Source organism: Yersinia sp. 2553 StPb PI, from assembly GCF_052217105.1.
GTDB classification, from domain to species: Bacteria; Pseudomonadota; Gammaproteobacteria; order Enterobacterales; family Enterobacteriaceae; genus Yersinia; species Yersinia enterocolitica_E.
The window spans coordinates 4,442,535-4,461,761 of the sequence record NZ_JAZGPX010000002.1; the positions used below are offsets into that span (position 1 = coordinate 4,442,535).

Below are 19,227 nucleotides of genomic sequence, written 5' to 3' on the forward strand. Positions count from 1 at the left end.
GCAGCAAATTTTGCGGCTCATTTTGTCTGGAAGGCATGATATCCCGAACGAGATACAATTGGACTTGTTATACCACTTATCCCTATTGGGTTCTAGTCATTGCTATCACAGTTGTGATGGAAAATACGCCCTAAACTCAGGGCAAAGAAGAAGTAAAAAGCCCGGTAAATGATTACCGGGCTGGAGTCGAACCAATGGCTCAATAATGACTAGTCAGATTAGTTCTGTCCGGCAGGTGCCTGTTGTATCGGATCGATTGCAGGTTCAACCGCCGGGCGGTTTTGCAGTACCGTCCAGATAACCACTACTGCTAACACATCAAATACCGCCAGTGCAGCAAACAGCGGGCTGAAGCCCATGGTGTCTGCCAACGCACCCACCACCAGAGCGAACATGGTACTGGCAGTCCAGGCCGCCATACCGGTTAACCCGTTGGCGGTGGCCACTTCGTTACGACCAAATACGTCGGAAGATAGCGTAATCAGTGCGCCGGACAGTGATTGGTGAGCAAAGCCCCCAACACACAGCAGTGCGATAGCGGCATAAGGGCTAGTGAACAGGCCGATAGTCCCCGGTGCAATCATTAACAGACCACCCATTGTTACCACCAACTTACGGGAAACAATCAGGTTAACTTTGAAGTGTTTCTGGAACAACGGCGGCAGGTAGCCACCCAAAATACAGCCTAGATCGGCAAACAGCATTGGCATCCAGGCGAACATGGCGATTTCTTTCAGGTTAAAGCCATAGGCTTTAAACATGAATAGCGGGATCCAAGCGTTAAATGTTCCCCAAGCTGGTTCTGCCAAGAAACGCGGGATCGCAATGCCCCAGAACTGACGGTTACGGATAATCTGCAATGCAGACATCTTTTTCGCGTTAGCAGTGGAGTGCTGTGCTTCCTGACCACTGAGGATGTATTCACGTTCTTCATCAGTCAGTTTTTTCTGGTCTTTCGGGTGTTTGTAGAGGATTAACCAGGCAATAGCCCAAATCAGACTGAGCACACCGGTGATGATAAATGCCATCTGCCAACTGTGCATCACGATAGCCCACACCACTAGTGGTGGTGCAATCATGCCGCCGATAGAGGAACCGACGTTAAAATAACCTACAGCAATGGAGCGTTCTTTTGCCGGGAACCATTCGCTACTAGCCTTCAGGCCCGCTGGGATCATAGCAGCCTCTGCCATACCTACCGCACCACGAGCGATAGCTAAACCGCCCCAACTGCTGGCTAACGCGGTACTCATACAGAAGATGGCCCACATAATGGCAAACATGGCATAGCCCACTTTGGTGCCCATCACATCCAGAACATAACCGGCTACCGGTTGCATCAGGGTGTAAGCAGCAGAATAAGCGGCAATGATGTAAGAGTATTGCTGTGTCGTGATATGTAACTGCTCTTGCAACGTCGGTGCGGCAACCGCAATAGCATTACGTGTTAAGTAACCCAATATGGTGCCGACGGTGACCAAAGCGATCATGTACCAGCGTAAGCCTTTAATTTTACGCATCATTTATAACTTTCTCCCAGTCTAAGATTACTGCTATGAAGCGCGACCTGTAGCGGCGTCTCATGGCGCAATTTGGTCCAACCTACATCGCTGTGCATGTGGTGGTACCCGACCCTGCTTAATTGACGTTACAGCGGTGTTAGCTGCTCTCATTCCCCCGCATCACTGACTGGAATCAGTTTTGCCGGATTCACTCGTTTGCCGCCGACCTGTAACACCAATTACGTTGGGTCATACCTTCTTATTGGCGTTGAGGCTACGTGCTGTCACGAGCTTCAACTGCTTTGGGTATCCCTTCCTATTGAGAGCAACTGTGCTGTAGCTGCTCTCATTCTTGCTTGTGTCTTCCCGCTTGGGTCAAATCAGCGCATTTGATAGAGCAATGCGGATGAGATGACAGAGGGCGACGCAACAATAACTTGTCATACAGATTTAAAAGTTGAGTGATATCACAAAAACCACTTTTCAATTAGGGAATAATAGAACCCGACAGACTTAGTGCCGCAAGGGGCTAAATAGATTATAAATGTTGAGTATTTGTTCTTTTTGTTAGGTTTTTGCGATCTCTATCGATAAAAAAATGCTGGACGATAGATGAAATTGGTGTGATAACTTCGCGATAACAGAGAGCAGTGCTCTAAGATGTACTCAAGTGAGGAACCTAATATGTCGCAGTTTTTGACCGAAGACTTTTTGCTGGACACCGAATTCGCCCGTCGTCTGTATCATGACTACGCAAAAGATCAGCCGATCTTTGATTATCATTGCCATTTACCCCCTGAACAGATCGCAGAAAACTACCGCTTTAAGAATCTGTATGACATCTGGTTGAAAGGTGACCACTATAAATGGCGTGCTATGCGGACTAATGGTGTAGCAGAACGTTTGTGTACCGGCGATGCCAGTGATCGTGAGAAGTTCGAAGCTTGGGCTGCCACGGTTCCACATACTATTGGTAACCCGCTGTATCACTGGACTCATCTTGAATTGCGCCGTCCATTTGGTATTACAGGTAAATTATTATCTCCTGCAACGTCAGAAGAGATCTGGCAACGCGGTAACGAATTACTGGCTCAGGACAGTTTCTCTGCGCGCGGCATTATGCAGCAGATGAATGTAAAAATGGTCGGTACCACTGATGACCCGATTGATGACCTACGCCACCATAAAGCTATTGCTGCTGATGGCAGTTTCAACATCAAAGTGTTGCCAAGCTGGCGTCCAGATAAGGCCTTCAACATTGAAGCCGCTGGTTTTAATGACTACATGCAACGCTTGGAAGCTGCCGCTGATACCTCTATCAGCCGCTTTGCCGATCTGTGCACGGCACTGAACAAACGGATGGACCACTTTGCTGCGCACGGCTGTAAAGTATCGGATCATGCCTTGGACGTCGTGGTCTACGGTGAAGCAGATGAAACCACGTTGGATGCGATTCTGGCGCGCCGTCTGGCCGGTAATCAGCCCACTACTGAAGAGATCGCCCAGTTTAAAACCGCAGTGTTGCTATTCCTGTCTGGCGAATATCACCGCCGTGAATGGGTGCAGCAATACCACATCGGCGCTCTGCGTAACAATAACAGCCGCATGTTTAACCTGGTGGGGCCGGATATCGGTTTTGATTCCATCAATGACCAACCACTGGCGCAGCCACTGTCCCGTCTGTTGGATGCTCAGGGCCTGCGTAATGCATTACCAAAAACCATCCTTTACTGCCTGAACCCACGTGATAACGAAGTTATCGGCACGATGGTTGGCAACTTCCAGGGCGAAGGTGCTGCGGGGAAAATGCAGTTCGGTTCCGGCTGGTGGTTTAACGACCAGAAAGATGGCATGCAACGCCAAATGACCCAACTGGCACAACTTGGTTTGCTAAGCCGCTTCGTTGGCATGCTGACGGATAGCCGCAGCTTCTTGTCTTATACGCGCCATGAATACTTCCGTCGCATCCTGTGCCAGATGATTGGTCGCTGGGTGGAAGATGGCGAAGCTCCGGCAGATATTGAACTGCTGGGTTCAATGGTGAAAAACATCTGTTTCGATAACGCGAAGCAATATTTTGCCATCGAGCTGTAATCGCTTTGAATAACAAATAACAGGGCCGGTTAGCGGCTCTGTATAACTCTAACTCATTATTTATTTAACGCCCGGCTGCACTGCGGTAAAGACCTTCTCTACAAAGAAAGGATTGCCTGCAAAGCACGGACTGTCAGTAATGCCGGTCCATGGCTGTATGCGTTATGAGGTGAACCCTGATGCAAACTCTAAACCGTCGTGACTTTCCCGGCCGTAGCCACCCTGACAAGATCATTCAATTTGGCGAAGGTAACTTCCTGCGTGCTTTTGTTGACTGGCAGATTGATTTACTCAATGAACACACCGATCTGAATGCCGGGATCGTGGTGATCCGCCCGATCGATACTGATTTTCCACCGTCACTCAGTACTCAGGATGGTCTGTACACTGCGGTGATCCGTGGTTTGAATGAGCAGGGCGCAGCGGTGCGTGAATCCCGCCTGATCCGCTCAGTTAACCGTGAGATCAATATTTACCGTCAGTTCGATGAATATTTGGCGCTGGCCCGCGATGCCAATATCCGCTTTATGTTCTCAAATACCACCGAAGCGGGTATTGCCTGGAATGAAGCCGACCAATTCAGTGACGCACCCCCAAGCTCTTTCCCGGCTAAATTGACCCGTTTACTGTTTGAACGTTTCGAGCATTTTGCCGGTGCCGCAGATAAAGGTTGGGTGTTACTGCCTTGCGAACTGATTGATTACAATGGTGAAGCACTGCGCGAACTGGTGTTGCGTTATGCCAGTCACTGGCAGTTACCTGCCGCTTTCACCCAGTGGTTAACGGAAAACAATACTTTCTGTTCAACGCTGGTTGACCGCATCGTTACAGGCTATCCGAGTGATGAAGTGGCTGCCTTACAGACCGAACTGGGTTATCAGGACAGCTTCCTGGATACCGCAGAATACTTCTATCTGTTTGTTATTCAAGGGCCAAAAGAACTGGCTCAGGAACTGCGCCTCGATCAGCTTGAGCTGAACGTGCGTATCGTTGATGACATCAAACCCTATAAAGAACGCAAAGTTGCCATTCTGAACGGTGCACACACCGCGCTGGTACCCGTGGCATACCTCTCTGGGCTGGACACTGTCGGCCAGACGATGGATGACGCACAAATCAGCAGCTTTGTAGAGAAAACCATTACCGAAGAGATTGTACCGGTATTGGATTTACCAGAAGACGAATTATTGTCGTTCTCGCAAGCGGTATTAAGCCGGTTCCGCAACCCGTTCATTCAGCATCAACTGCTGTCTATCGCCTTGAATGGTATGACTAAATTCCGTACGCGTATTTTGCCACAGTTGCTAACCTACCAGCAGCAGCAAGGTAAGTTACCACCGCGTCTGACCTTTGCTCTGGCAGCCCTTATCGCCTTTTACCGTGGTGAGCGTGAGGGTCAAACTTACCCGTTGCAGGATGATGCTCACTGGCTGGAACGCTTTTCCACCTTGTGGAGTGGTGTAAAACACAGTGATATCACTCTGGCTGAGTTAGTTAACAGCGTACTGTCTGATGCGACCCATTGGGGGCAGGATTTGACCGCCGTTCCACAACTGGCCAACCAGGTGACAGAGCAACTGCAAACAATCATTGATCGTGGCATGAGAGCTGCGGTAGCGGCCTATAGCTAAAGGTTTAACTATGCAAAGTATTATAAAAATTCACCCGCTGGATAATGTTGCTGTCGCACTGCAAGACCTGGCCGCAGATGAAGTCATTGAAACCGGTGAGCTCAGCGTTAAGCTGGCTCAGCCGGTGGCCCGTGGCCATAAGTTTGCTTTAACAGCGATCGAACCGGGTCAGATGATCGTTAAGTATGGTTTGCCTATTGGCCATGCATTAATTCTCATCCAACCGGGCGAACATATTCATTCGCAAAATGCCAAGACTAACCTCAGTGATCTGGATGAGTATCAATATCAGCCGGAATTCAGTGACCTGCCACCACAAATGGCAGATCGTGAGGTACAAATCTACCGTCGTGCTAACGGTAATGTGGGGATTCGCAACGAATTGTGGATAGTGCCGACTGTTGGTTGCGTGAATGGCATCGCCCGCCAAATCCAGCAGCGTTTCCTGAAAGAGACTCAGGATGCAGAAGGTATTGATGGTGTTTATCTGTTCAGCCACCCATTCGGTTGTTCACAACTGGGTCAGGATCATGAAAATACCCGTACCATGCTGCAAAACATGGTACGTCACCCTAACGCGGGTGCGGTGCTGGTGATTGGCCTGGGTTGTGAAAACAATCAGGTAGATGTTTTCCAAACTACGCTGGGCAAGGTTGATGAAGATCGCGTGCACTTTATGGTCTGCCAGCAGCAGGATGATGAAGTTGAAGCCGGTTTAGAGCATTTACATGCGCTCTATCAGGTGATGCGTAATGACCAACGGGTGCCGGGCAAACTGAGTGAACTGAAATTTGGTCTGGAATGTGGCGGCTCTGATGGTTTGTCCGGTATTACGGCTAACCCTCTGCTGGGGCGCTTCTCTGACTATGTTATTGCGAATGGCGGAACTTCTGTACTGACCGAAGTACCGGAGATGTTCGGTGCGGAACGTATTCTGATGAGCCGTTGCCGCGATGAAGCGACTTTTGAAAAGACGGTCAGTATGGTCAATGATTTCAAACAGTACTTTATCGCTCACAACCAACCGATTTATGAAAACCCATCACCGGGTAATAAAGCGGGCGGTATCACCACATTGGAAGAGAAATCCCTTGGTTGCACCCAGAAAGCGGGTCAGAGCAAAGTGGTCGATGTACTGAAATATGGCGAGCGCTTGCAACGTCCCGGCTTGAACCTGCTCAGCGCACCGGGCAATGATGCGGTGGCAACCAGTGCTTTGGCGGGTGCTGGCTGCCATATGGTGCTGTTCAGTACTGGTCGTGGCACACCTTACGGTGGTTTTGTACCGACGGTGAAACTGGCAACCAACAGTGAATTGGCAGCGAAAAAGCCACATTGGATTGATTTTGATGCTGGTAAGTTGATTCACGGCACCTCAATGGATACCTTGTTGACTGAGTTTGTCGAGTTGATTGTCGACATTGCCAATGGTAAACCGGCGCGCAATGAAGTGAATGATTTCCGCGAACTGGCGATCTTTAAAAGTGGTGTAACCTTGTAAATAGTATGTCTTTCGAATAATATGAAACGGTGTTTTATTTTTTATAAATAAGCTCCGATACCCAAAGTAATTGGCGTCACAGGTAGGCCGCCCGCGAATAAACCCCGATGAGCTTACTCAAGTAAGTGATTCGGGTGACAAATCTGCCGAGCTGATTTGAACACTGCTTGCAGTGGCCTGAACGAGATAAAGCCCATGGATGGGCCGAGTAAAGGGCAGCTAACAATCCTGTGGCTTCAAGCACGAAGGGGGTTCATTATTAACAGTCAGACTCAGTGCGGGTAACTGCACTTCAGGACTCCCCACCATGACCTTCTATTGGTTTGCTCAATCCATTGGTGTACTGGCATTTTTTGTCGGTATCACCATGTTTTTCAACCGTGATGAACGGCGTTTCAAACTTCAACTTTCCGCATACAGTGCCATTATTGGTTGCCACTTCTTCCTGATGGGAGCCAGTGCTGCCGGCAGTAGTGCCATGCTTAACGCATTACGTAATCTGGTAGCCGCTAAAACGCGCAGTAATATTGCGATGATGGTCTTTATCATCCTGACGCTGACTTTTGGTATTTGGCGTATGCAACATGCGGTGGAAATATTGCCCATTTTTGGCACGGTAATTAGTACTTGGGCACTGTTTCGCACCCATGGGCTGACCACCCGTTGTGTGATGTGGGTCTCCACCGTCTGCTGGGTTATCCATAACGTATGGTTGGGCTCTATTGGTGGCTCATTAATTGAAGGCAGTTTCTTACTGCTAAACGGTTTTAATATTATCCGTTTCCGCCGCCTGCAACTTAAAGGAATAGACCCTTTCCGGGGTGAGAAGAAAGCGGTAAAAGAAGACGCCGCCCAATAAAACTGGGGGCTGTAATCGCCCCCACGGGTTATGACACTATCCTGATTCAGATGCTTTTACGGTTCGCCAGTGGATCTGGATTAGCCAATCTGGCATCGTCTGCCTGGCAGGCTGCGGCAGTGAACAGCACATCGGTGGAGGAGTTCAGGGCGGTTTCGGCTGAATCCTGTAACACACCGATAATGAAACCAACTGCGACCACTTGCATTGCTATTTCGTTTGGAATACCAAACATGCCGCAAGCCAATGGGATCAGCAACAGCGAGCCACCGGCAACCCCGGATGCACCACAGGCACAGACCGCAGCCACTACACTCAGCAACAGCGCTGTGGGTAAATCAACCGGAATACCCAGCGTATGTACCGCCGCCAGTGTCAGCACGGTGATAGTAATTGCCGCGCCGGCCATGTTAATGGTGGCACCCAATGGAATGGAGACTGAGTAAGTGTCTTCATTCAGGTTCATCTTCTTACACATTTCCATATTTACGGGAATGTTAGCCGCTGAACTGCGGGTAAAGAAGGCGGTTACACCACTTTCACGCAAGCAGGCAAAGACCAGTGGATATGGGTTACGGCGAATTTTCCAATACACAATCAGTGGGTTTATTACTAATGCCACCAGTAACATACAGCCAATTAATACGATGAGTAGCTGTGCGTAACCCAGTAACACGCCAAAACCCGTTTCTGCCATGGTGGAGGCAACCAAGCCAAAAATACCCAGCGGCGCAAAACGGATAACCACTCGTACCACTTTGGTCACCGCATCAGACATATCATTAATTAAGGCTTTAGTGGTATCCGCAGCATGACGCAAGGCAATACCCAAGCCCACGGCCCAGGCCAGAATGCCGATATAGTTGGCATTGAGCAGCGCATGAATCGGGTTAGCAATTATGCTGTTCAGCAAGCCTTTCAGTACTTCTACAATCCCACCGGGAGGGGTGATTTCAGCAGTATTGGTCGCCAGAATAAGGGTGGATGGGAACATAAAGCTAACCACCACAGCAATCAATGCGGCTGAAAAGGTACCCAATAGATACAAAAACAGAATAGGGCGGATACTGGTTTTTTGCCCCTGTTTATGGTTGGCAATGGAGGCCATGACCAGCATCAAAACCAATATCGGTGCAACAGCTTTCAATGCACCAACGAATAATGTACCGAGCAGACCAACGGCTGTAGCTGCAGGGGTAGAGACCACGGCCAAAATGATACCCGCCACCAAACCGACCAGTATTTGTTTAACTAAACTACCACGGGCGATAAACCCGATAAATCCAGATGGTGTCTTTTCCATAGTTTTCCAGTGATGCCTCTTCCCAAGTTAAACTTGTTTTATTTTTTTACCCATTTAGCACTCAAACCGGAACGGGACTGAGCGCTTATGTTCACACCTGTAACTTAATATTATTTGTAACTGGGTGTGTTTGCTTTGACAGTATAAGGGAATCTATTGGCGAGGAAAAAGACAATCAGCAAAATCCAATACGGATCAATATTGCATAACATTTCGTTTACATTTATGTGATCGTAATAACATTTGGTGAGTGGCGAAATATACGGGATAAATGCGGGGTTATTACTCCCCCGCATAATAGATTGTAGCGTCAGGCAGCTTACTTGTGGATAGTCTTATCTGCTGCTAAACGGCGGTCTGCACGATGATTTACCCAGACATTAATTAACAATGTCAGTGCCAGAATACCGGCTACCACACCTAATGAAATGCCAATAGGGATATGGAACAGGTCAATAATCATCATTTTGATACCGATAAACACCAGAATGACGGATAAACCATACTTCAACATTGAGAAGCGTTCGGCCACGTTTGCGAGTAAGAAATACATGGCACGCAGACCTAAAATAGCGAACAGATTAGAGGTCAACACAATAAAGGGATCGGTGGTCACCGCGAAGATAGCTGGGATGCTGTCAACGGCAAAAATCACATCACTTAGCTCAACCAGAATTAATACCAGCACTAGTGGTGTTGCATAGAGCAGGCCATTTTTACGCACAGTAAAGCGGTCGCCATGTAACTCATCCGTCATGCGTAAGTGATTACGAATCCAGCGAACCAGTGGTTTCTCACCGATGGGAGTATCGTCTTCTTTTGCCAATGCCATTTTGATACCGGTAAACAGCAGGAAAGCACCAAACAGATACAGGATCCAACTGAATTGCGACACCAGCCAACTGCCGGCGAAGATCATAATAGTACGCAGTACAATCGCACCCAGCACACCGTAAATCAGTACCCGGCGCTGCAAATTGGCAGGAACAGCAAAATAGCTAAACAGCATTAACCAAACGAAGACGTTATCTACGGCGAGTGCTTTCTCGATCAGATAGCCAGTCAGGAAGGCAAGTGCTTGCTTGTCGGCGATATCACGCCCCACTGTTTCGGCCAGATACCACCAAAAACCAGCATTAAACAGTAAAGACAAACTAATCCACACTAGAGACCAGCAGGCAGCCTGACGCAGTGTCATGGTTTGTGCACCACGACGCCCCTGTAGGAGTAAATCGATGGCAAGCATAATCGTCACGATAACAGCAAAACCACCCCACAATAAGGGAGTACCCACGGTATTCATCATTCATAAACCTCTTAAAAACAAAAACGGCCAACGTCGGAAGACGCTAGCCGCTATGTCTGAGCTGCAAGCAAACCTCGCCTTCCGGCAAGGTCTCACTTACAACACCGATAATGTAACAACACCCATAGGTGCTAGTACATAATGAGGTTGCCCGGTAACCGGGTGCTTTCGCACCGTAATGACGGCTGACCGGCAATGAAGTTACTCCCCTTTGCCGCGCAAAAATAATGGAAAATGGGCTGCTGGTCAATCATTGAAAGTAAATTAACTTACAGCCGGTGGCTGGGTATCGGCTGGGAAAATAACCCCAGTCTGGCGGCGAATATCTGTTTGAATACGCGAGGTGAGCAACGACAACTGCAAACCAGCGTGTTCTACCTGCGCATTTTCCACCAAATTGGCAAAAACCTCAGCTTCATACAGCATAGTATTAATATGCTGTGGCAGCGTCAGATCCACCGAATGGCCCCCTCTTGGGGTAAAGGCGATAGACAGACATTCAGAGATACTTTCAATAATCAGCGAACCATCCTCCCCCTGAATTTCACTGGGGATATCTGATTGGCTGACTTTTGAATGGATGAGAACCACATCAAAATCGCCATAATTCATACAGACGGTGCCGTGGGCATCGACCCCACTGGGGAGCAAACTGGCGCTGGCCAGTACTGATTTCGGCTCGCCCCATAATGCCAGTGCGCTAGCCAAACAGTAGTAACCAATATCCATGATTGAGCCATTAGAAAAGGCCGGGTTAAAGGTGTTGGGATTTTCGCCGTTCAGGTAGCGCTGGTAACGTGATGAATATTGGCAGAAGTTAATGGTGACTTTACGTAATTTTCCCACCTTGGGCAGTGCCTGCTTTAACTGAATAAAGTTAGGCAGATAGGCAGTTTTAAAAGCTTCAAATAGCACGACCTGATGTTCGCGGGCACAGGCAACCAGCGCTTCGACTTCAGCCAGATTTGATGCCAGCGATTTCTCGCAAATAACGTGTTTTTTATGGCTGAGGAACAATCTTGCCTGGGGATAATGTAGGGAGTTCGGGCTGGCAATATACACCGCATCAATCTGGTCACTCGTCGCCAAGGCTTCCAGATTATCAAAGCAGTCAGTAACGTTGTAATCATCGCCAAACTCTTGGGCCTGTTCCAGCTTACGGGAGTAAACGGCAACCAGTTTCATCTTGCCACTTTCGTGGGCGGCATCAACAAAGCGTGCGGTGATCCAATTAGTGCCAATAACAGCGAAGCGAATCATAGTGAACTCCGTTACTACAGAAGAAAAACACGTTGAACCGCCAGATGGTTACACCCACAGGGAGATTTTCTTGGCGAATTCCCTTCGTACTTGACGTTACAGGGGGCGCTATGTTCACTTGCTTGCCGCCTGTCTGCCCCTTGAAATCTATTCGGTATGGCTTTGTAAATCAAATACTAATAAATCGCACCAAACAGATCCAAATGAGTCAGATAGAGGCGAGTGTCAAACTCTAACTGATGATATTGCGGCTCCATATGGCAGCACAAACTATAGAATGCTTTGTTGTGATCTTTCTCTTTCAAATGCGCCAATTCATGAACCACTATCATTTTTAGGAAGGCTTCTGGCGCGTTTTTAAACACAGTGGCGACCCGAATCTCTGCTTTTGCTTTCAATTTGCCACCTTGCACCCTGGAAATTGCGGTATGCAGGCCGAGAGCATGCTTCATCACCTGAATTTTACTGTCGTAGGCCACTTTACTTAACGGCTGAGCGTTGCGTAGATACTGGTTTTTTAAATCAACCGTGTATTGATACAACATCTTATCCGTATTGTAATCATGGGATTGTGGATAGCGCTGACGTAATACATTCCCCAGACGCTGCTCGGTGATGAGTTGGCGTACCTGAGACTGTAAGTTTTCGGAATAACCTTGCAGATAAGTCAGTTCCTGCATATGTATTTGCTCTGGCTAAGTTAGTCAATCAATTGATGGCTGATATGGGCCGATAATAACGTTTTCCCATCGTTTAGACAAAATCCTATTGTGCAGTTGGGCCAAATCTAATGACTTAAATAAAAAGTATCAGTACCAGCATCACGTTACACTTTGCTGGTACTGGTTTTTCGTTAAGAAATTAGTATCTAACTAATTTAAAATTGGTAATTGATACCCAAAGTCGCTTGGGTATCTGAGTAATTGTGCTTACCTAACTGCTGACCAAGGTGGCTCCATAGCTTAAGGTTGTTATTGAACTTGCCCTCAACACCTAGTTTCAACTCAGCAATGTTGTTAATTCCTTGCGGTGTAATATGGGCATCATCCAGTAATAGCCCTTTATTCCCGTTGCTATTTATCCAATTAGTTTCAATGAACGGTTTGATTTTTAAGGTGTTAGTAGTAGATAAAGTATCAGTGCCAAGTTCTAGCGTTGTAAGTAATCCTAATTTGGTCGTAACCGTATTGTGCTCTTCTATCTTTATCTGTGGCCCGGTGAGTTCTTTATGTTGCAGCCCACTGCTACGTTGCAACAATACTTTCGCCTGCGGTTGTACAAATAACTTAGCCTTCTCTTTTTCGATTAATTGAATTTTGTAACCTGTTTCTAACGCCGAGGTGAATATATAAGACTTATAATTCGCACCGGTGACGACTTCTGGTGCCTTAACCTGATTATTAAACATTCCGTATTGTGCAAGTAAACCAATATAAGGCCCAAGTTGACTGATGTTGTTGGCATGCCAGACGCTATATAACCCTAAGTTATAGCCAACTACAGACCCATTAGCTTGATGCTGAGATGTGGTGGAATTGCTACGACTGCTGGCTTTACCGATACCGGCAGTTATTCCCAGAATTCCTAGATCATGTTCACCGCTGCTCCATTGGCTTATTTCGCCCCCTAATTGAGTTGAATAGCGGGTGCCTTTGGTGTGGAGTTGGTCCTGACCGGAGCTAAAGCGGGTTATCGCCCCATTGGTGTTTAACCACATGCCGGTAACTTTTTGCTCGCCCGTCATTGGGTCAATGTAGGGAGTTTCTCCTTGGCGATGCTGTAGGTCGTCAGTAATAAACATCTGTTGTGCAGCCATTTGGTTGGCAAGATAGCTACCGGCTTGCGGATTGTGGCCAATGACAAGTGTTGATTTAGCTATATTGTCTACGATATCCGCTCGTGGGATATTGATGCCTGCTTTCGGTTTTTTTCTCTCTTGTAGCTGCTGTTGTTTTTGAGCAATAGGCTCTGGGGAGAGCACTTTAGCAGCAACGGGTTTTATCGCCTGGAAGAGATCGCTGGCTTCAGTAAATACAGCACCTACTTCATCGAGTAAACTATCTTTACTATCAGCCCAGGCAGTTGTGCTACCCAATACTAATAACAGAGCGCCAATAGCTTTAGCACAAGGCGTTATACGATAAGGTGATAAATGGGCGTCAGTAGGTTGCAGTGTTTCTTTGCCACTATCGGGCTGAGTAATATTTGACATATACATTTTTTATTTACCTTCCTGGTAATTAATGTTAAAAATTTATCAATGACGAGATATATTATTTTCCAACGACAAACATTGGTTTCCTCTCAATGTGTTGCATTTGAATTTGGTTAAAATAAATATAATTTTTGATGCGATTTAATTAAATAATGATATATTAATTATTTAATTTGTTATGTGAATAAATAATAATATATAATTAATAAACTGTTTAAGTTCGTCTGGTTGGGTATTTTATATTGAGCCAAAAGAATTTGAGTCATTTGATAATGAGTTAACATGAAAGTAAGCTTTGGTAATGATTGGTATCAGGGTAAAATACGCCATTGATTAAGCTATGTTGAGCTATTGGTCAGATTGCTTATCAGGTCATGCCTCTGGCATTTCTGCCTTTTAGCTAGCTTTGGCCTTGCTAAAATGTCATTTAAGCAAAAAAACATTTTACTGATCGCCCGTTTTAGGGGATAAACAGCCCAAATTTATTATTCAGGAGCGGTGATGAGCCAACTCTTACTGGGAACGCAAAGCCTTGAGCTTGAGCGTTTTCCACCACAAGAAAATTCCAATACCCTACAGGCGTGGGAAGCAGCAGATGAATATCTGCTACAAAACATTGACTTAAGCCAAATTGATGGCCGCCCGGTGCTGGTATTTAATGATCAGTTTGGAACGCTGGCCTGCGCTTTACATGCTTATCGTCCATTCAGTGTCAGTGACTCTTATATGAGCCAGTTGGCGACGACGCATAACGTGCAGTTAAATCAGTTAGATGAAAATGCCGTTACCCTATTAAGCAGTATTGATGCGTTACCCGCCGCTCCTAAGCTGGTGGTGATTAAGATCCCTAAAGCTTTGGCGCTGTTGGAGCAGCAATTACGCGCATTGCGCCTGGTCGTAGCCCCAGATACGGTGATTATTGCTGGGGCGAAATCCCGCGATGTGCATAATTCAACTTTGCAATTGTTCGAAAAAATTCTTGGCCCGACCAAAACCACGCTGGCGTGGAAGAAATCCCGCCTGATTCACTGCGAAGTGGCAGATATTCCACTGGCAGATGCGCCGGAAACCACCGATTGGCCGCTGGCGAATACCGAATATGTCATCCATAACCATGCTAACGTTTTCTCTCGCAATAATTTGGATATCGGTGCGCGCTTCTTTATGGAGATCCTGCCGTATGATGTGGCGGGCAAAATCGCGGATCTGGGTTGTGGTAATGGTGTCGTCGGTTTAATTGCATTGGAACAAAATCCATTGGCAGAAATGCTGTTTGTCGATGAGTCCTATATGGCCGTTGCATCCAGTGAGCTGAATATCACCTATAACCGCCCACAAGACTTACCACGCTGTGAATTCATGGTAAGCCATGGTTTGGCCGGTGTTGAGCGTGAGAGCCTGCAACTGGTGCTATGTAACCCTCCGTTCCACCAACAGCATGCGGTCAGTGACCATGTGGCCTGGCAGATGTTCTGTGATGCTAAACGTTGTCTGAAGGTGGAGGGGGAACTGATGATTGTGGGTAATCGCCATCTGGACTATTTCCACAAACTTAAACGTTTGTTCGGTAACTGCGAAACATTAGATTCAAACCAGAAATTTATGGTGCTGAAAGCAGTGAAAACGGCATCATCCCGTTCCGAGGGTGGTGGTAGCGGCAGTCTTGATATGTCGTATAGCGATTTCTAAATACCCTTCGTACTTGAAGCCGCAGGGGTGTTAGCTATGTTCACTCACTCGAATCACTTACTTATGTAAGCTCATCGGGGTTTGTTCACTTGCTGCCTACCTGCGACTCCACTTACTTTGGGTATTCCCTGCTTGAAGCCGCAGGGGGGTCATGCCACCCCCTGTTTTGCTTATTCCTGCTTATATAACCAGCGCCAGACGCGTCCCTTGATCAATTGCCCGGCGTGCATCCAGCTCAGCGGCGATATCCGCGCCACCAATCAAATGCACGGTTTTTCCCATATCCAGCAAGGGCTGATGTAATTCCCTACGCGGTTCCTGGCCCGCACAGATAATGATGGTATCGACGGGTAAACAGCTCGCCTGTTCTGCACGGGTGATATGCAAACCTTCATCATCAATGCTGTCGTAACTCACACTGTTAAGCATTTTCACCCCACGCATCGCCAGGCTGGTACGGTGGATCCAACCGGTGGTTTTACCCAAGCCTTCACCCACTTTACTGGTTTTCCGTTGTAACAAGAAAATCTGTCGAGGTGACGGATGCACTTTGGACCCCGTCGGGGATAATCCGCCACGATGTGCCAAATGTTGATCGATGCCCCATTCGCGACTGAATGCAGCACTGTCCAGACTGCTGGAATCACCGGATTGGCTGAGGTATTCGGCGGTATCAAAACCAATTCCCCCCGCACCAATAATGGCCACGCGCTCACCGACCGGTTTTTTATCGCGCAATACATCCAGATAAGTAAGGACTTTCGGATGCTCAATCCCCTTGATAGCTGGCAGGCGTGGCTGGATACCACAGGCGAGGATAATTTCATCAAAATCAGCCAACTGCTGTGGCTGTACCGAGGTATTTAGCTGCTGAATAACACCATGGAGCACCAACTGACGGCGGAAATAGCGCAGCGTTTCATAAAATTCTTCCTTACCTGGGATCTGCTTGGCAATGTTGAATTGGCCACCGATATCTGTTGCAGCATCAAATAGCGTCACTTGATGACCACGGCTGGCAGCGGTAACGGCGAAAGCCAGTCCGGCCGGCCCGGAACCGACGACGGCTAACCGTTTTGGTGTTTCTGTGGGGAGTATGGGCATTTCGCTTTCACGGCACGCGCGAGGGTTGACTAAGCATGAAGTGAGTTTGCCTTCGAAAATCTGGTCCAGACAGGCCTGATTGCAGCCGATACAGGTGTTAATTTCGTCGGCCCGATGTTGTGCTGCTTTTTGGACAAACGCCGCATCAGCGAGGAACGGGCGCGCCATTGACACCATATCCGCGCAACCATCAACCAGTACCTGCTCAGCAACAGCAGGGTCATTAATGCGGTTAGTGGTGATCAGCGGAATAGCCACTGCCCCCATCAATTTGCGCGTCACCCAACTGAATCCGGCCCGTGGCACCATGGTAGCGATAGTGGGAATACGTGCTTCATGCCAACCAATGCCAGTATTAATCAGGGTGGCACCGGCCTGTTCAACCGCCTGCGCCAATTGTTCAATTTCTTGCCAACTGGAACCTTCTTCCACCAGGTCAAGCATCGAAAGGCGGTAAATCAGTATAAAATCAGTTCCGGTCGCCTCACGGACTGCCCGCACAATTTCTACGGCAAAGCGCATTCTGCGAGTAAAGTCCCCGCCCCAGTCATCATCGCGCTGATTAGTTCTGGCGGCGAGGAACTGGTTAATCAAATAGCCCTCAGATCCCATCACCTCGACACCATCGTAACCCGCTTGTTTGGCAAGCTGTGCACAGTTGGCAAAGTCGGCAATAGTTTGCCGTACTTCATCACTACTCAATGCCTGTGGGGTAAAGGGGTTAATCGGCGCTTGCAATGCGGAAGGAGCCACGGGGTGTTTCTGATAGCTGTAACGGCCGGCATGTAGGATTTGCAGCGCGATCTTACCGCCCGCCTGATGTACTGCATCCGTCACGATTTGATGATGGGGGACTTGCGCCGCATCATTTAATACTGAGGCCCCCTGATACACCACGCCTTGCTTATTGGGGGCGATACCCCCGGTGACAATCAGGGCGACACCACCGGCGGCCCGCTCAGCATAGAATGCGGCCAAACGTTGAGGTCCATCGGGTAATTCCTCTAGCCCGGTATGCATCGAACCCATTAATACGCGATTTTTCAGGGTAGTAAAGCCAAGATCAAGGGGCGCGAGCAGGTGAGGGTAAGCTAACATTGCAGTCTCCATCGGGTGCACTCTGGCTATATTGCAGCAACGTAAATCTGCGCAATATCACCAAACCGTTATTGTTATGTCTCTGCCGCTCTGGCCGAATGCAGCAAGTGGTCGGATGAGATTTTTTATTCAAATTTAGACGGTGCTGTGCAACTTGGGAAATCGCAGTGTGCTGATTGTGATAGCCGTCATGAATATGACATCAGGGAAGGGGCAGTAACATGAAGTATTAAACGAAGGAATTATACCTATAAAGTATATCCCCTTCGTTTCTCGCGATGGCTATTTATAACTTGGCTATTAATCAGTCACCAAAAACCCGCAAACGATGACCATCAGGATCTAAAGCCACAAAGGTATAGCCGAAATCCATCTGTAATGGTTGTTGCAAAATAGGTAAGCCGCGTTGTTGCCAGTCATTATATAACGATTGCACCGCCGCTTTATCGGCCAGAGCAAAAGCCACTTCACCGCCACCGCCCGTGGCTGTCGCCGCCGGTTCAACCGTATGTTTTGACCATAAGCCCAGCATTACCCCTGAATCCAGTGCAAACATGGCAAAGGTTGGGTGAAGTTCTACCGGTGCCTTTGCCAGCAAGTCACCATAAAACGTCGCGCTGTTGGCCGGGCTATCAACATAAAGAATAATGAAATTCGGATCTGCCATGGTTTTTCCCCTTATCCCTTTGGTACTTGAAATTGCAGCGCCCAAATCGGTGCTCGACCGGCCTACCTGAAATTCCAAATACTTTAGGTATCTAATCAAATGGATAGTTTTTTTGTTAACCGAATATCGCTTAACTGGGTTCTATCCTAGCGGGGCATACTGACAGTTTCTGTCAGTAGTGATTATTGATTTGTAGTGACAATAAAAAACTACGGTTTTGGTGGTGTCGACAGCAGCGACTGATCATCGATGCCTTCCGCTTCCCGCCACTGTTTTAGCAACAGCTGTCGGCGCTGAGGATAGCGTTGATCCGTAAGAGAAATAGCGCTTATTCGATCCGCGCGAAAGTTACGGATGGTTTGGCGTAGCTCACACCAGGCCACCACTACGCGCACCTGTTCAAAAAAACCGATAGCAAAAGGCCAGATGCGGCGACATGAGTTAGCCCCTTTCAGGTCTTGATAGGTAATATCCACTTTGCGCTCGGCACGGATTGCGCGGCGCAATACCGGTAGCGCCAGTTCACAGTCAGGCATATGGCCGACAGGGCCGATGAGCAGTGTCGAGGCATCTAATTCGTCACGTAAATCTGTAGGTAAAACCGCTGCGATTTTCGCCAAAGCATTACGGGCAGCGGCACTCAGATGGGTATCTCCACGATGGCTGACCCAGCGCGACCCTAATACCAGTGCTTCTATCTCTTCTTCGGAGAACATCAAGGGCGGCAGCATAAAACCTGGGCGCAGCACATAGCCCAGACCGGGTTCGCCTGCAATATCAGCGCCTTGCTGTTGTAGGGTGGCAATATCGCGATAAAGTGTCCGCACACTGATAGCCAGTTCCTCCGCCAACGCAGCACCTGTTACGGGATAGCGATGGCGGCGTAGCACTTGAATCAGGTCAAGCAGACGCTGGCTGCGGGACATAATAGCTCTCGTCGGAGTATAAAAGCTGACTATAGCACCTTCAGTCAGGCCATTTTACTGGGTGGCAGCAAA

The 19,227-nt window shown here is 48.0% G+C and carries 14 protein-coding genes; 5 read left to right on the top strand and 9 right to left on the bottom strand.

Annotation, left to right across the window (positions count from 1 at the left end; all coding sequences use genetic code 11):
* Nucleotides 1-218 precede the first annotated feature (218 nt).
* The gene (locus V2A84_RS21690; protein WP_083162326.1) at nt 219-1,523 is read right to left on the bottom strand and encodes an MFS transporter; all 1,305 of its coding nucleotides are present in this window, start codon (nt 1,521-1,523) and stop codon (nt 219-221) included.
* 663 nt (nt 1,524-2,186) lie between these two features.
* Here V2A84_RS21690 and uxaC point away from each other — a divergent pair.
* The 4 genes from uxaC to V2A84_RS21710 all read left to right on the top strand — a co-directional run bounded on the left by uxaC (nt 2,187) and on the right by V2A84_RS21710 (nt 7,587).
* Nucleotides 2,187-3,596 (top strand): glucuronate isomerase, encoded by a 1,410-nt coding sequence (gene uxaC / locus V2A84_RS21695; RefSeq protein ID WP_083162328.1) that lies wholly within the window; start codon nt 2,187-2,189, stop codon nt 3,594-3,596.
* A 179-nt stretch (nt 3,597-3,775) separates the two neighbouring features.
* The gene (locus V2A84_RS21700; RefSeq protein WP_083162330.1) at nt 3,776-5,227 is read left to right on the top strand and encodes a tagaturonate reductase; all 1,452 of its coding nucleotides are present in this window, start codon (nt 3,776-3,778) and stop codon (nt 5,225-5,227) included.
* Nucleotides 5,228-5,237: 10 nt separating this feature from the next.
* Nucleotides 5,238-6,728, top strand: coding sequence for a UxaA family hydrolase (locus tag V2A84_RS21705; protein WP_083162332.1), 1,491 nt, complete (start codon nt 5,238-5,240; stop codon nt 6,726-6,728).
* A 307-nt stretch (nt 6,729-7,035) separates the two neighbouring features.
* The gene (locus V2A84_RS21710) at nt 7,036-7,587 is read left to right on the top strand and encodes a YgjV family protein (protein ID WP_442849054.1); all 552 of its coding nucleotides are present in this window, start codon (nt 7,036-7,038) and stop codon (nt 7,585-7,587) included.
* 46 nt (nt 7,588-7,633) lie between these two features.
* On the opposite strand, the gene sstT is transcribed toward V2A84_RS21710, so the two are convergent.
* The 5 genes from sstT to V2A84_RS21735 all read right to left on the bottom strand — a co-directional run bounded on the left by sstT (nt 7,634) and on the right by V2A84_RS21735 (nt 13,674).
* Nucleotides 7,634-8,890, bottom strand: a complete 1,257-nt coding sequence (gene sstT / locus V2A84_RS21715; RefSeq protein WP_083162336.1) for a serine/threonine transporter SstT — start codon at nt 8,888-8,890, stop codon at nt 7,634-7,636.
* Nucleotides 8,891-9,209: 319 nt separating this feature from the next.
* Nucleotides 9,210-10,196 (bottom strand): TerC family protein, encoded by a 987-nt coding sequence (locus V2A84_RS21720; RefSeq protein WP_083162338.1) that lies wholly within the window; start codon nt 10,194-10,196, stop codon nt 9,210-9,212.
* Between the two features lie 264 nt (nt 10,197-10,460).
* The gene (locus V2A84_RS21725) at nt 10,461-11,456 is read right to left on the bottom strand and encodes a Gfo/Idh/MocA family protein (protein ID WP_083162340.1); all 996 of its coding nucleotides are present in this window, start codon (nt 11,454-11,456) and stop codon (nt 10,461-10,463) included.
* A gap of 176 nt (nt 11,457-11,632) precedes the next feature.
* Entirely contained in the window at nt 11,633-12,136 is a 504-nt protein-coding gene (locus V2A84_RS21730) for a M48 metallopeptidase family protein (RefSeq protein WP_083162342.1), read from the bottom strand.
* Between the two features lie 197 nt (nt 12,137-12,333).
* The gene (locus V2A84_RS21735; protein ID WP_083162344.1) at nt 12,334-13,674 is read right to left on the bottom strand and encodes an autotransporter outer membrane beta-barrel domain-containing protein; all 1,341 of its coding nucleotides are present in this window, start codon (nt 13,672-13,674) and stop codon (nt 12,334-12,336) included.
* Nucleotides 13,675-14,172: 498 nt separating this feature from the next.
* On the opposite strand from V2A84_RS21735, the gene rlmG reads away from it, so the two are divergent.
* Nucleotides 14,173-15,360, top strand: a complete 1,188-nt coding sequence (gene rlmG, locus V2A84_RS21740) for a 23S rRNA (guanine(1835)-N(2))-methyltransferase RlmG (protein WP_442849055.1) — start codon at nt 14,173-14,175, stop codon at nt 15,358-15,360.
* A gap of 180 nt (nt 15,361-15,540) precedes the next feature.
* On the opposite strand, the gene V2A84_RS21745 is transcribed toward rlmG, so the two are convergent.
* The 3 genes from V2A84_RS21745 to V2A84_RS21755 all read right to left on the bottom strand — a co-directional run bounded on the left by V2A84_RS21745 (nt 15,541) and on the right by V2A84_RS21755 (nt 19,155).
* Complete coding sequence (locus tag V2A84_RS21745) at nt 15,541-17,562, bottom strand: oxidoreductase (RefSeq protein WP_442847503.1); 2,022 nt, start codon at nt 17,560-17,562, stop codon at nt 15,541-15,543.
* 304 nt (nt 17,563-17,866) lie between these two features.
* A complete protein-coding gene (locus tag V2A84_RS21750) occupies nt 17,867-18,229 on the bottom strand; it encodes a VOC family protein (protein ID WP_005190478.1) in 363 nt (120 codons plus the stop codon).
* A gap of 209 nt (nt 18,230-18,438) precedes the next feature.
* Entirely contained in the window at nt 18,439-19,155 is a 717-nt protein-coding gene (locus tag V2A84_RS21755) for a helix-turn-helix transcriptional regulator (protein ID WP_083162348.1), read from the bottom strand.
* Nucleotides 19,156-19,227: the final 72 nt, after the last annotated feature.

Bases quoted from the DNA above. Each gene is read 5' to 3' on its own strand.
- V2A84_RS21735 (WP_083162344.1), bottom strand. From the start codon at position 13,674: ATGTATATGTCAAATATTACTCAGCCCGATAGTGGCAAAGAAACACTG.
- V2A84_RS21755 (WP_083162348.1), bottom strand. From the start codon at position 19,155: ATGTCCCGCAGCCAGCGTCTGCTTGACCTGATTCAAGTGCTACGCCGC.
- sstT (WP_083162336.1), bottom strand. From the start codon at position 8,890: ATGGAAAAGACACCATCTGGATTTATCGGGTTTATCGCCCGTGGTAGT.
- V2A84_RS21750 (WP_005190478.1), bottom strand. From the start codon at position 18,229: ATGGCAGATCCGAATTTCATTATTCTTTATGTTGATAGCCCGGCCAAC.
- rlmG (WP_442849055.1), top strand. From the start codon at position 14,173: ATGAGCCAACTCTTACTGGGAACGCAAAGCCTTGAGCTTGAGCGTTTT.
- V2A84_RS21745 (WP_442847503.1), bottom strand. From the start codon at position 17,562: ATGTTAGCTTACCCTCACCTGCTCGCGCCCCTTGATCTTGGCTTTACT.
- V2A84_RS21720 (WP_083162338.1), bottom strand. From the start codon at position 10,196: ATGATGAATACCGTGGGTACTCCCTTATTGTGGGGTGGTTTTGCTGTT.
- V2A84_RS21700 (WP_083162330.1), top strand. From the start codon at position 3,776: ATGCAAACTCTAAACCGTCGTGACTTTCCCGGCCGTAGCCACCCTGAC.
- V2A84_RS21725 (WP_083162340.1), bottom strand. From the start codon at position 11,456: ATGATTCGCTTCGCTGTTATTGGCACTAATTGGATCACCGCACGCTTT.
- V2A84_RS21690 (WP_083162326.1), bottom strand. From the start codon at position 1,523: ATGATGCGTAAAATTAAAGGCTTACGCTGGTACATGATCGCTTTGGTC.
- V2A84_RS21705 (WP_083162332.1), top strand. From the start codon at position 5,238: ATGCAAAGTATTATAAAAATTCACCCGCTGGATAATGTTGCTGTCGCA.
- uxaC (WP_083162328.1), top strand. From the start codon at position 2,187: ATGTCGCAGTTTTTGACCGAAGACTTTTTGCTGGACACCGAATTCGCC.
- V2A84_RS21730 (WP_083162342.1), bottom strand. From the start codon at position 12,136: ATGCAGGAACTGACTTATCTGCAAGGTTATTCCGAAAACTTACAGTCT.
- V2A84_RS21710 (WP_442849054.1), top strand. From the start codon at position 7,036: ATGACCTTCTATTGGTTTGCTCAATCCATTGGTGTACTGGCATTTTTT.